At 47.4% G+C, this 12,359-nt stretch carries 16 protein-coding genes and 1 tRNA gene; 12 read left to right on the top strand and 5 right to left on the bottom strand.

Translation table 11 applies throughout. The annotated features are described in order from the left end of the window. Positions 1–22 precede the first annotated feature (22 nt). The 7 genes from GKS04_03715 (at position 23) to GKS04_03685 (ending at position 5,510) form a co-directional block, all read left to right on the top strand. Positions 23–1,582, top strand: coding sequence for an NADH-quinone oxidoreductase subunit M (locus tag GKS04_03715; protein ID QMU56268.1), 1,560 nt, complete (start codon positions 23–25; stop codon positions 1,580–1,582). After that, positions 1,572–2,129 carry a GTP cyclohydrolase I FolE gene (folE, locus tag GKS04_03710; GenBank protein ID QMU56267.1) on the top strand — a complete coding sequence of 186 codons (558 nt, stop codon included), beginning with the start codon at positions 1,572–1,574 and terminating at the stop codon, positions 2,127–2,129. The genes GKS04_03715 and folE overlap by 11 nt, the downstream gene beginning before the upstream one ends. Before the next feature lie 17 nt (positions 2,130–2,146). Then, positions 2,147–3,490, top strand: coding sequence for a glutamyl-tRNA reductase (locus tag GKS04_03705; GenBank protein QMU56266.1), 1,344 nt, complete (start codon positions 2,147–2,149; stop codon positions 3,488–3,490). Further along, a complete protein-coding gene (hemC, locus tag GKS04_03700) occupies positions 3,462–4,364 on the top strand; it encodes a hydroxymethylbilane synthase (GenBank protein QMU56265.1) in 903 nt (300 codons plus the stop codon). Before GKS04_03705 ends, hemC begins: the two co-directional genes overlap by 29 nt. 34 nt (positions 4,365–4,398) lie before the next feature. After that, positions 4,399–4,475: transfer RNA gene (locus GKS04_03695), tRNA-Met, on the top strand. Between the two features lie 13 nt (positions 4,476–4,488). Next, entirely contained in the window at positions 4,489–4,689 is a 201-nt protein-coding gene (gene xseB / locus GKS04_03690) for an exodeoxyribonuclease VII small subunit (protein ID QMU56264.1), read from the top strand. Then, a complete protein-coding gene (locus tag GKS04_03685; protein QMU56263.1) occupies positions 4,686–5,510 on the top strand; it encodes a polyprenyl synthetase family protein in 825 nt (274 codons plus the stop codon). The genes xseB and GKS04_03685 overlap by 4 nt, the downstream gene beginning before the upstream one ends. A 4-nt stretch (positions 5,511–5,514) precedes the next feature. Here GKS04_03685 and fsa read toward each other — a convergent pair whose 3' ends face one another. Next, complete coding sequence (fsa, locus tag GKS04_03680) at positions 5,515–6,162, bottom strand: fructose-6-phosphate aldolase (GenBank protein ID QMU56262.1); 648 nt, start codon at positions 6,160–6,162, stop codon at positions 5,515–5,517. 131 nt (positions 6,163–6,293) lie between these two features. Here fsa and rpsT point away from each other — a divergent pair, with 131 nt between their 5' ends. After that, positions 6,294–6,605 carry a 30S ribosomal protein S20 gene (rpsT, locus tag GKS04_03675; protein ID QMU56261.1) on the top strand — a complete coding sequence of 104 codons (312 nt, stop codon included), beginning with the start codon at positions 6,294–6,296 and terminating at the stop codon, positions 6,603–6,605. Here the strand turns inward: rpsT and holA are convergent. Continuing rightward, entirely contained in the window at positions 6,589–7,569 is a 981-nt protein-coding gene (gene holA, locus GKS04_03670) for a DNA polymerase III subunit delta (protein QMU56260.1), read from the bottom strand. The genes rpsT and holA overlap by 17 nt on opposite strands. Positions 7,570–7,581: 12 nt before the next feature. Next, positions 7,582–7,998, bottom strand: a complete 417-nt coding sequence (locus GKS04_03665) for a nucleoside-diphosphate kinase (protein ID QMU56259.1) — start codon at positions 7,996–7,998, stop codon at positions 7,582–7,584. 142 nt (positions 7,999–8,140) lie between these two features. Between GKS04_03665 and cysC the strand changes: the two genes are divergently transcribed. Then, on the top strand, positions 8,141–8,731 hold the full coding sequence (gene cysC, locus GKS04_03660; protein ID QMU56258.1) for an adenylyl-sulfate kinase: 591 nt from the start codon (positions 8,141–8,143) through the stop codon (positions 8,729–8,731). On the opposite strand, the gene GKS04_03655 is transcribed toward cysC, so the two are convergent. After that, complete coding sequence (locus GKS04_03655; protein QMU56257.1) at positions 8,715–9,272, bottom strand: DUF3450 family protein; 558 nt, start codon at positions 9,270–9,272, stop codon at positions 8,715–8,717. The two genes, cysC and GKS04_03655, sit on opposite strands and share 17 nt — an antisense overlap. 69 nt (positions 9,273–9,341) lie before the next feature. Between GKS04_03655 and GKS04_03650 the strand changes: the two genes are divergently transcribed. After that, positions 9,342–10,610 carry a glutamate-5-semialdehyde dehydrogenase gene (locus tag GKS04_03650; GenBank protein ID QMU56256.1) on the top strand — a complete coding sequence of 423 codons (1,269 nt, stop codon included), beginning with the start codon at positions 9,342–9,344 and terminating at the stop codon, positions 10,608–10,610. 3 nt (positions 10,611–10,613) lie between these two features. Here the strand turns inward: GKS04_03650 and GKS04_03645 are convergent, their stop codons facing one another. Continuing rightward, entirely contained in the window at positions 10,614–11,174 is a 561-nt protein-coding gene (locus tag GKS04_03645; protein QMU56255.1) for an arginine decarboxylase, pyruvoyl-dependent, read from the bottom strand. Between the two features lie 154 nt (positions 11,175–11,328). Here GKS04_03645 and GKS04_03640 point away from each other — a divergent pair, with 154 nt between their 5' ends. Then, positions 11,329–11,778, top strand: a complete 450-nt coding sequence (locus GKS04_03640; GenBank protein ID QMU56254.1) for a DUF2085 domain-containing protein — start codon at positions 11,329–11,331, stop codon at positions 11,776–11,778. Then, the gene (locus tag GKS04_03635) at positions 11,775–12,302 is read left to right on the top strand and encodes a hypothetical protein (GenBank protein QMU56253.1); all 528 of its coding nucleotides are present in this window, start codon (positions 11,775–11,777) and stop codon (positions 12,300–12,302) included. Before GKS04_03640 ends, GKS04_03635 begins: the two co-directional genes overlap by 4 nt. The last annotated feature ends 57 nt before the right edge of the window (positions 12,303–12,359 follow it).

Below are 12,359 nucleotides of genomic sequence, written 5' to 3'. Positions count from 1 at the left end.
ATCGCTTCGTGAGTGGGTCGCCGTGTCATATATCAGCACACTGTTTGAGGGCAATTTGACCCTTATCACTTTTCTGCCGCTTGCGGCGGTTTGCCTTCTTGTTCTCTGCTCCGTACCGGCGCGGATTTCGGACAGATTTTTCAAGACCGCAGCACTTTGCGTGAGCATCGCGGTTTTTCTTCTTTCAATTCCACTGTTTATAAATTTCTCTCCTGAAACTATGGGTTTACAGTTCCGCCAGACCGCCGAGTGGTTTCCCGAACTGGGAATACAATACGACATTGGCGTGGACTGGCTCAGCGTTACACTTGTGTTGCTCACAACGTTTATAACCCCTTTCGCAATTTTGAGTTCGTGGAACACGGCCGTAAAAGTGAAGGAGTTTTTCTCTCTTATTCTGATAATTGAAACCGCAATTATAGGAACGCTTGTTTCGGCGGACATGGTTCTGTTTTTCATTTTCTGGGAAGCCGCTCTTATTCCGCTTTATTTTCTCATAGGCGTTTGGGGAACGGAAAGGCGAGTTTACGCGGCTATCAAATTTTTTATCTACACGGCGTTTGGAAGCGCGCTGATGTTCGGCGCGATTTTTTATCTTTACGCGGCGCACATAGATCAGTTTGGAAGCGCATCAATGGCAATTGCGGATTTGCAAAAAGTTTCGGCGCCTTTTGACGGATTACTCAGTGCGCAGGGACTTTTATTCGGCGCGTTTCTGCTCGCGTTTGCTATTAAGGTTCCGCTTGTGCCTTTTCACACATGGCTGCCGGACGCTCATGTTGAAGCGCCCACCGCGGGAAGTGTAATTCTTGCCGGAATTTTGTTAAAACTCGGAATTTACGGAATGTTGAGATTCTTGTTTCCGTTTTTTCCGGACGCGTCCGCGGTTTTTATGCCGGCTTTATCAATCGCCGCGATAGTAGGCGTTATCTATGGTGCGATGGTCGCCTATGCTCAGAAAGACCTTAAAAAACTTGTTGCGTATTCAAGTGTCAGCCATATGGGAATTATCGCGCTCGGCATAACTCTGCCCAATGTGCAGGGGCTTCAGGGCGGCATATTTCATATGCTCGCGCATGGAATTTCAACGGGCGCTCTGTTTATTCTGGTCGGAATGATTTACGAAAGAAGACATACGAAAAAAATAAGTGAATTCGGCGGAGTGGCGTCTTCAATGCCTTTGTTCACAGCATTTTTCATACTGTCCGCGCTTGCCTCTATCGGGTTGCCGCTACTTAACGGATTTGTCGGAGAGTTTCTCGTTCTGCTCGGCGCGTTCAAAGAAAACTATCTCTACGCCATATTTGCGGGGTCGGGAATTATCTTCGGAGCCGTCTATATGTTGAAAGCCGTTCAAAAAGTGTTTTTCGGTCCCCTGGACAAAGCGGATAACATGGCGCTCTCCGACATAAATAAAAGGGAAACAGCAGTGCTTTTGCCAATCGCGGCGATTATAATTTTAATGGGCGTGTATCCGCAACCGTTGTTATCACGGATTGAGCCGGGAGCGAAGCAGTTTATCGCGCAATTCAATGCGGATGCGGGTGGAAAAAATCAAATGGTAGAGAAAAATGGGAATTAAGAAAGCGGTAAAGGAAATTCTCACGGAGATTGGAGAAGACTGTTCAAGGGAAGGGCTTCAGGACACTCCGGAGCGCATTGAGAAAATGCTCAATGAAATAACAATTGGATACAATCAGGATCCGATTGAGATCGCCCGTAAAGCCATTTACGAGATAGATTACGATGAAATGGTCGTTGTAAAGGACGTGGAATTCTACAGTATGTGCGAACACCATATGTTGCCATTCTTCGGAAGATGTCATGTTGCGTATATCCCAAACAAAAAAATTATTGGTTTAAGTAAGATACCTCGTATTATTGAAGTGTTTTCAAGACGTTTGCAGGTTCAGGAAAGGCTGACCGTTCAGATAGCAAACCTGTTGAAGGAGGCGCTTTCACCCAAAGGTGTGGCGGTAGTCATGAAAGGATATCATCTGTGCATGGCAATGCGGGGAGTGGAAAAATCAAGGGCAAACATGATAACAAGTTCAATGAACGGGCTGTTCAGAAGCGATGAGAGGTCTCGTGCGGAGTTTTTGAACCTCGTTGGCGAAAATGGCCTATAGGAAAATTTTTTATTGCTATGAGCACTGTTGTTGTCTGCGGAATAAGTCATAAAACCTCTCCGATTGAGGAGCGGGAAAGAATATCATTTGTCGGTGAAATGCCGCTGTCAGCCCCCTTGCTATCGCTTGTGTCAAAACCGGCAATCAACGAATGCGTGATAGTTTCAACCTGCAACAGGGTGGAGATATACGCGGTTTGCGAAAATAACAGCGAGTGTTTTGACAAAATTTCAGAATTTCTTTGCGAATTCAATGACACGATTCAGAGCGATTTCATTGAAAAAAAGTTTTATTTCCGTGAGGGGACGGACGCCGTATGCCATCTCCATAGAGTAGCGGCGGGAATGGATTCAATGGTGGTCGGCGAGCCGCAGATTCTCGGGCAATTAAAACGCGCTTATGAAACCGCGCTTGAAAACCGCACGGTCGGCACGGTTCTTAACAAACTTTTTCAAAGTTCATTCGCGACCACAAAAAAAATAAAAAATGAAACCGGAGTCGGCTCGCATATGGTTTCAGTCAGTTCCGTTGCCGCAAAACTTGCGAGAAACATTTTCGGCGAAATTGAAAAATGCTCCGTGATGATAGTGGGGACGGGCGAAGCCGCTCAAGACGCGGCGGTTCAACTCGCGAAAAGAGGAGCGGGGCAAATCAGAATCGCAGCGAGAAACTCCATAGAAGCGGCAAAACTCGCCTCATCTCTCGGTGCTGAAACGCTCACGCTCGGAGAAATCGGTTTGTGGCTGAGAAAAACCGACATTGTTATTTCCGCAACCGGATCGGCGGGCTACATCTTAAAACATGGAGACCTTTCGGACACCATGAAACTTAGAAAAAACAAGCCCGTTTCATTAATTGACATCGCTTTCCCCAGAGACATTGATCCGAAAGTCCGCAACATTGAAGGCGTTTTCCTCTACGACATGGACGACCTGCGCAACATTATTGACAACAATCTTGACAGTATGCGCAAGAGCCTTGACCGGGCGGAGGAAATGATAAAAAACGCCGGCGAAAAGTTTGTTTTCTGGCATAAGGGACTCAAAGCGTTTCCGCTTATTGTGGAACTTAAAAGAAAAACCGAAGAGTCCGCGCGTGAAGAGGTTTTGAAAACAATCGCGAAGATTGACTCCATTGAAAAATCAGGACTCGGCAAAGAGGAACGGGACAAAGTGATTGAAAATCTGGCTCGCACGCTGATCGGAAAATTTCTGCACACCCCCGTTACAAAACTGAAACAAGACGCCGCGAACGCGCCTAATCAAATTTCCTATGTTGAAATCGTGAGAAGCCTTTTTGAGTTGTCGGGAACCTCCGTGGAGTCATCCGAAGATGAAAATCAAAATCGGAAGCAGGGGTAGCCCGCTCGCGAAAATTCAGGCCGCCGAAGTGGGCGGAATTCTTCAAAAAAAAATTCCTGAGCTGGAAACGGAATTTGTTTTTATAAAAACTTCGGGAGATTTGCGGGGCGGGGAAATTTCTCAATCCGGCGGCAAGGGAATTTTCATAAAAGAAATAGAAAACGCTCTTCTTGACGGCTCAATCGACATAGCGGTTCACAGCATGAAAGACCTGCCGTCCGTTCTGCCGGGCGGTTTGATTATAGGATGCGTCCCGAAAAGGGAAGACCCCTCCGACTGTGTTGTTATGCCCGCCGGGGCAAGCGGCTCCAAGTTGGAATCTATAAAAAAAGGAGCGAAAATCGGCACGGGCAGTTTGAGAAGAAGTTGCCAGATTCTCGCTGCGCGCCCGGATCTTTCGGTGGAGCCGCTACGCGGAAATATTGAGACGCGAATAGCTAAAATGGATTCGGGAGATTTTGACGCGGTTATGCTCGCGTCCGCGGCGCTAAACAGGTTGAAACTTGATGACAGAATCAGCAGCCGTGTGGATCCGATGAGTTTTGTTCCCGCTCCGGGGCAGGGCGCGCTTGCGGTTGAGTGCAGAGAGCAAGACACAGAAACGGCGCTTTTACTCAAAAGCGTTGAGTGCGAACAGTCTCGCGTGTGCGTTGAAATTGAAAGGGATTTCCTGCTGAAACTCGGCGGAGACTGCGACATTCCCGCCGGCTGTCACGCGCGAAAAAACGGAAACTCCATTGAAGTGGTGGCCGTTATGGCGAACGAAAGCGGCGAAATCTTCACGGGGAAACTCAAAACGGATGAAAAACACTTCACCGGGGCCGGATTTAAAATCGCCGAAATGGTTATGTCAAAAGCGCGCGGCGGCAATTGACCGGAACGCTCAAGCGTGTAGAGTTAGGGTCTATCGCGGGGTGGAGCAGTCTGGTAGCTCGTCGGGCTCATAACCCGAAGGTCGGAGGTTCAAATCCTTCCCCCGCAACCAATCTCTTCGCGCCATGTCGTTTGAGAAAAAACTGAAAAAAATACAGGACATCTCAGACTCTCTTGAAAGTCGGGACATTCCCCTTGAAAAAATGATCCAGAACTTTGAAACGGGCATCAAACTTATAAAGGAATGCCGTGAACTGCTTGAAGAAACCGAAAAAAAAATTGAGACGCTCGGAGAAGAAAAACCCGGCAGAAAACGGTCTTCATGAAACGAAAACCCTCCGAAATTGAGCGCTATATCGCGGACAAAAAAAAGCGGGTCAATAAACTTCTCGAAAAATACATCAAGTCCGTAAGAAAAAAACATCCGGGGCTCGCGGACGCCGTCGCTCACACTCTTTTAGACGGAAAAAAAATACGTCCGGCTCTTTGCGTCGCGGCATGCCACGCGGTTGGCGGCAACATCAAAACCTCTCTGCCCGCCGCCTGCGCAATAGAGATGATTCACACCTATTCGCTAATCCATGACGACTTGCCGTCAATGGACGATGATGACACGAGAAGAGGAGCGCCTTCCACTCACAAGATTTTCGGAGAGGCAAAAGCCATTCTCGCCGGCGACCTTTTACTCACGGATTCTTTCGGAGTTCTGGCGGTTGAAGCAAAAGCGGCGGGAATTCCGGATTCTTCCATCGTCAAAATGGTTGAAATCCTTTCTTCTCTGGCGGGAAAAACGGGAATGGCCGTAGGGCAGATGATGGATTTGGAAAACACCAACCCGCGCGGAATTTCAAAAATCCATTCCCTTAAAACCGCCTCGCTTTTTGAAGCCGCGATTAAATGCGGAGCAATTTCAGGCGGAGCAAACTCTAAAACTATGGCGCCGCTCACGAAATACGCAAGAGCGGCGGGGCTTGCATTTCAAACCCTTGATGACGCGATTGATTCAAACAACCCGGCCCGTGAAAAAGTGGGCAAGAAAAAGACCCGCGAACTCACGAGCAAAGCGTTGAAAGAGTTGAAAAGTTTTGATGGAGAAAAAGCCACGCTTGAAAAACTCGCGCTCTATCTTTGTGAACGCGTGGCTTGACGGTTTATTTTTTCTTTTTCCAGTCGGAGAGAAATCTCTCAAGCCCCAAGTCAGAAAGCGGATGCTTGAACATCTGCATTAAAACCTTGTAGGGAAGCGTGACAACATCCGCCGCCGCAAGCGCGGATTCAACGACATGCACCGGATGGCGCACGCTTGCGACAAGCACTTCGGTTGAAAAATCGTAGTTCGCAAATATCTGGGAAATATCCTCAATTAAATCCATCCCGCGCATGGAAACATCATCTAGCCTGCCTATAAACGGGCTCACGTAAGCGGCTCCGGCTTTGGCGGCAAGCAACGCCTGAGAAGCTGAAAAAATTAGCGTGACATTGACATTAATTCCCTCGTCCGAGACTGTTTTTGTGGCTTTAATGCCGTTTTCTGTGAGAGGCATTTTTACGACCACAAACTCATCTATTTTCGCAAGTGAGCGGGCTTCGGCAACCATTGCCTTGTAGTCAGTGGAAATGACCTCCGCGCTCACGGGACCTTTGACGGTTCGGCATATCTGCCTTACCAAATCGGGAAAAGATTTTTGCGCGCCTTCTCCGGAAACAAGGCTCGGATTTGTCGTAACACCGTCTATCACTCCCAGCGAAGCGGCGTGCTTAATTTCTTTCATGCTTGCGGAATCAAGAAAAATTTTCATCGGATGTCGTCTCCCGGCACAGAGTTTATCATACAACAAAGCCGCCCGGCAGATTGCCGTGCGTATTCTTGACAAAAGACTTTTGCAGCCGCATACTGTGCGGACTTTATCAGCGGGAGAAGAATCCAAAAATGGCATTACGCATAAAATCCGCCAAAAAGAAACACAGACAAAGTCTGAAAAAAAGAGCGCGGAACAGATTTGTTAAATCGTCTTTGAGAACAAAAACGAAAGACTTTCTTCAGGCAATTGAAGCAAAAGATGTTTCCACGGCGGGTTCAATCTTCCGCGGACTAGTGTCGGCTTTTGATAAAGCCGCTTCAAAAGGGCTTATTCACAAGAAAAACGCATCCAAAAATGTGGCGAGAATGTCCCGCAAACTTCATATAATTTCTCAGGGAACCACGCAACCCGCAACCGAATCCGCTACGCCAGCAGATTAACAGTCATTCGGGCAATAACTCCGTAACCGTTCACGCTTGAAGTTTTTAGAGCCCTGTCGGTTTCGGCAAGGCTTTTCAGAACACCTGCGGATTGTTTTTGAGTGAAATTGCGCGATTGCTGCCAGATAAAATGCGCGGCGCCCGATTTTATCTTCAACTCTTTCGCTATTAGTTTTTTCTGCTCTTCAGGAGATTTCCCGCGCGAACCGGACCTTATTTCAGCCGCTTTGAGCACATTTCGAATCCGCGAGGAAACGGCCGACAGAATGAACAGCGGCTCAATCTGATTTTGTGATGAAATTTCGGCAAGGATGGTGAGAGCCTGATTTTTTTCGCCGTTCACAATAGCGTTTGTCAATTCAAACACATCCCTTGTTTTGCGCCGGTTAAGCATTTCGTCAATCTCTTTTCGGGTTATGTGGGTTCCGGAAGGGTGGATTTCGGCAAGTTTTGCCAGTTCGCTCCGTATCATGCTTAAATCCTCGCCTGTTAGCGCGCAAAGATATTTTGAGTCGGCGGCTGTCATCGAAAACCCCATGCGTCCGGCTTCGTCGCTCACCATTTCATGGATTTTTCTCGGGTCCTGTTCAACGCTTTTTATAAAAACGCCGTCCGTTTCTTTAAGGTCGGGTTTTGAAGAAACTCCGGAAACAAGAAAAAGGCAAACATGCGCTGAAGGAGCGGCGGCGTATGTTTTGATGAGTTCAAGTGACTGCTTGTCAATGGCTTCGGCGCGCTTGAGCACAACCACCTTTTTCGAAGAAAACATTGAAAGGTTGGCCGCGTTCGCGAGAACCTCCGAAACCGGCGTTTCGTCCGCATAGAAAACAAGAACCTCCCCGGAATCATCACTTCCGAGAAACCGTTTTGAAACCTCTTGTACAAACCTGTCCGCAAGAAGGGTCTGCCTGCCTCTGACGAGAAAAATAAGTTTGTCCGCGCTTGTGTTTTCTTCAGACTTCAAAACCGTGTTTGACTATCCGGAAATTTCAAGAGAATTGAAAAAATACACTATCTCTCTTTTCGCGGATTCCGGGCTGTCCGAGCCGTGAACAACATTCCTTTCAACACTCTCGGCGTACATTTTTCTTATGGTTCCCTCATCCGCCTGCGCGGGATCCGTCGCTCCCATAATTTTCCGGACCTTCGCTATCGCTCCGTCCCCTTTGAGAACCATAACAACACAAGGTCCCGACGACATAAAATCGGTCAAACTCGCGAAGAAAGGGCGTTCGGAATGCTCGGCGTAAAATCCTTCCGCCTGTTTTTTGGTCATCCTCACCATCCGCAAAGCGGCGACCGAAATGCCGTTCTCCTCAAAGATTCCAACCACTTTTCCCACAAGGTTGTTTGATGTGCCGTCCGGCTTGACTATTGAAAGAGTCTGCTCCATTCATTTCCTCCGAAAAGACAAAAGTTTGCGCATAGTATCTTAACTCCTCGGCAAACTGTCAAACTCAACCACCCGTGTGCTTGACTGGAAAGAGTTGCTCTTGTACCCTCTGCTTTCTTTACGCAATCAGAAGGAGTTTAATTTGGAACAGAAATTCATTATTCCTCACGACCACGCCATAAACAAAGACGACAGGAGAAAGGCTAACGGGCATGGCTCCGTCATTGTGTGGTTTACGGGTCTGCCGTCTTCGGGGAAATCAACGCTCGCGGGCGAAGTGCAGAAAAAGCTTATGGAAGAAGGCGTAAAAACCTACATTCTTGACGGAGACAACATCAGAATGGGGCTGTGCAAAGGGCTGGGTTTTTCCGAAGAAGACCGCGCTGAAAATATAAGGCGCATAGGCGAGGTGTCAAAGCTTTTTGTTGACGCGGGTGTTGTAACGCTTTCGGCATTTGTTTCGCCCTACAGAAAAGACAGGGATATGGTGAGAGAATTGGTTGAAGAAGGAGAATTTATAGAGGTTTTCGTCCACTGTCCGGTTGAGGAATGCGAAAAGAGGGATGTAAAAGGGCTCTACAAAAAAGCCAGGGCGGGTGAAATTAAAGGTTTCACGGGAATTGATGACCCTTACGAAGAACCTGTAAAACCGGAGATGGTGATTGAAACCCACAAAGAAACTCTGGAAGAATCAGCCGGGAAAGTTTACGATTTTCTTAAGAACAAAATTTAATCAAGAGGAGTTGAAATTCTATTGTGGCGCCATAGTCAATCTCTTCCAGATATGCGTCAAAAACCCTGCGAAACTGCTCTACTATTGAAACATCGCCGCGCGCCATCAGTTTTTTCAAAGAATCTATTGTCTTTGCTCTTTCTTCCGGACGCAAAGGAATGTCCAGGGCGGCAAACTGTTCAAGGCTCTCTATCATTTGCAGAAGAAGAGAGGGAATTTGTTTTTCAAATTCCACGGCGTCGCGTCCGAGTTTTTTGAGTTGCTCAATCAGGGCAAGTTGGTCTTTTATTCGTATTTCAAGTTGGCGGTTGTAAAGACGCAAATTTTCAATGCGTCTGTTTTCATCGCGGAATTTGCTCAACAAAGCATCAAATTCGTCGTCAACGGCGCTTACATCTTGCTGAACCGAGGCGCTCTTTTGAGCGGACTGCCCGGCGGTTTTTATAACTTTTGATAATTCCGTCTCCGCGCAAGCCGAAACAGATAAGAATAAAACAAGGAAAATGGAGCAAAAATTCTTGCCATCAAGCTCAACAGTTATACAAAGAAATCCGCCGCTTTGAAAGACCGGCGCACCATAAAAACGTGTAGAATAGAATTCATTAACGACATGGCTGAAAAACCTTCAAAATCCTCTTTTATCAAAAAAATCGCGCTCAACGCGCGACTGGCGGCGACTGAGATTGCGGTTTTTGATTCCGAAGCGAAAAACGCCGCGCTTGAAAAAATTGCGTCCGAACTCATAAAAAGACGCGCTGAGATACTTGAGGAAAACTCTAAAGATCTCGCAGACGCGGAAAAAAACAAAACCGGCGGCGCGCTTGCCGAACGGCTCATGATTGACAACAGAAGGGTGGAAGAGATGTCCGAAGGCATAGCGGAGGTCGCGCGGCTTGAAGACCCGGTTGGGCAAGTTGTTCCGTTCATGAAAAGACCCAACGGGCTTGTCGTTGAAAAAATGAGAATCCCGCTCGGCGTGATTGGAATGGTATATGAGTCAAGGCCGAACGTTACAGCGGATTCGGCGGCTCTGTGCCTGAAATCAGGAAACTCGGTAATTTTAAGGGGCGGATCGGAATCTTTGCGCTCAAACATCGCCATCGGCAAAATCATAAGCGACTGTTTGTCCGCTTGCGGAATAAATCCGTCCGCAGTAAGCGTGGTTCCCGACGCGGACAGAAAACACGTTTTGGAAATGCTCAAACTTGACGGCTTGATAGACCTCATAATTCCGCGCGGCGGCGAGGCGCTTATACGGTTTGTTGCCGAAAATTCGTCAATACCGGTTCTCAAACACTACAAGGGAATCTGTCACATATTTGTTGACGAGTCCGCCAAAACTGATATGGCGGTTGATATATGCGTTAACTCCAAGGTTCAGCGCCCCGGGGTTTGCAACGCAATGGAAACAATGCTTGTGCATGAAAAAGCCGCCGCCAATTTTCTGCCCGTGGTAGCGGAGAAAATGACGAAAAACGACGTTACCATGAAAGGATGTCCGAAAACCGCCGCGCTGGTCGCAAACTGCAAAAAGGCGACTGAAAAGGACTGGGAAACGGAACATCTTGGGCTTGTTCTGGGAATACGGGTCGTAAAAGATATTGAAGAAGCGATGGACCACATAAGCAAATACGGTTCAATGCACACTGATTCAATAATCACCGAAAACACCGAAAACGCACGCCGTTTTCTGCGCGGAGTTGAGTCATCAGCCGTGATGCACAATGCTTCAACGCGGTTTAATGACGGCGGTGAACTCGGCATGGGAGCGGAGATAGGCATAAGCACGACAAAAATTCACGCCTTCGGGCCCATGGGCCTTAAGGAACTTACCTCTGAAAAGTTTGTAGTAAGAGGAAACGGACAGACAAGAAATTAGGTTTCAGGCATTCGCGGGCGCGTAAGAGGAAAAAACCACCGCGGCGACCACAGTTGTCCAAAGCCCGTTTTTATCTCCGAACGCAGTCTGTGTTATGTTCTGCGTTCTGACCGCATGCCCGCTTATTTTCCAGATGTCTTTCTGTTCATCGTAACTTTTGTCCACATTGAAAGGCGTGCCCAGAGTGGTCGCAAGCATATAAGCCGCCAGGTCTTCGGCGTATTCGCCGGCTTTGGATTTTTTCTCTCCAAAACTGTGATGCTCGGAGATGTAGCCGAATCTGTTTTCCTCTTTCGGTATCGCGATTCCCGCCGAAGCCGCAAGAAGCCGGTTCGGCTCATCGGTTGAGTTTTCGCTCATCACAACGTGAACAACCTGCCCGGGCGAAAGAAGGCTTACGCCTTTCGCGCGCGGAACAAGAGTGCAGTAGGGAGGAAAAATGCTGGAAACTTTCACAAGGTTGAATTGCGCGATTTTTGCGTCCCGCAAAGCCATCTCAAAACTTGCGAGTTTCTCCTTGCTTTTCCCCATTCCCTTTGTAACAAAAGCCGTGGTTGGAACCATCCGTTTCACCTTTAATCACAAACCGTAAAGCAAGTGAACAAATTCTCCCGCCGTTTCTATATGTTCGGAAGCGGGTTGTCAATTTGACTCCGCAACTCCCTTCAATTACAACGCGTGCCGTTAAGCGCCTTTGTGCGTCAGGCTCTACTTGCCAATGATTATGAGACTGCTAATTTTTGCAACTTTTTTTTTGCTGGCTCTTTTTTCGCTAATGGCTCCCATACGTCAGTCAATTAGCGGATTTCCCAACGGCGAATCTATTTACCTATGGCTGTCCTTTATATGCCATCAACTGCCGTCAAAATCATTTTGGATTTTAGGGTTTCCGTGCGGACTTTGCTCAAGATGCCTTTTGGGATATACGGGCATTGCCGTTGCCGCTTTGTTTGTCAGTAGTCCTCAAAAATACACAAACCGTGCTTTACTCGGAATTGCCTTACTGCTTCCGGCAATTTTAGATGTCTTTGCGCAGAGCATTACAAATTATCAAAGCATCAATTTGATTCGATCCGTCACAGGATTTCTTGGCGGGGCAGGCGTTTTTATGCTCTGCTTCCCGTCAAAATTTGAAAAATCTTTAGTTCACACAGGAGGGTTAAAATGAAATTTTTAATTAAAAGTTCGGGGTTTTGTATCTCAATAGCAATGCTGATGATTTTCTCCGTTTTTGGCGCAACAAACGCCTTTGCTCGTACGGCTGTTTTGAAAGAATCAACACTTGTTCCCATTCAAACAAAACAACGCATTTCTTCAAAGGGAATGAGAGCCGGCATGGAAGTCATCCTGTCTGTTGAGCGGGACATTAAGGTTGACGGATTAACCGTTATTGAGTCAGGAACTGCTGTTGTCGCCAGAGTTTCAGACAGAAAAGGCGCAGGCATGGCGGGAATTTCGGGTTGGATCACGATTGATGTGGATTACACAACCGCCGTTGATGGAACCACCATTCCTTTGAAGGGAAGCTTCAACACAAAGGGAGATTCGGAAATAGGCGGAACTATTGCCGTCGGACTTATTTTGTGTCCACTTGCTTTCCTTAATAAAGGGAAAGAGGGGGTGATTCCCTCCGGAGCGGTAATCAGAACATTAACTTTGTCTGAAAAAAGAATTAAAGTTAGCAACAACTAAACAGACAACAGTCCGGCAAAAAGTTTGTGGACACCTTATGTATAATCCGCAATCCGG

The organism is Candidatus Mycalebacterium zealandia (assembly GCA_014075295.1).
GTDB classification, from domain to species: Bacteria; Desulfobacterota_D; UBA1144; order Nemesobacterales; family Mycalebacteriaceae; genus Mycalebacterium; species Mycalebacterium zealandia.
Note: the sequence above shows the minus strand (reverse complement) of the source record. Positions and strands in the feature narration are given on the sequence as shown.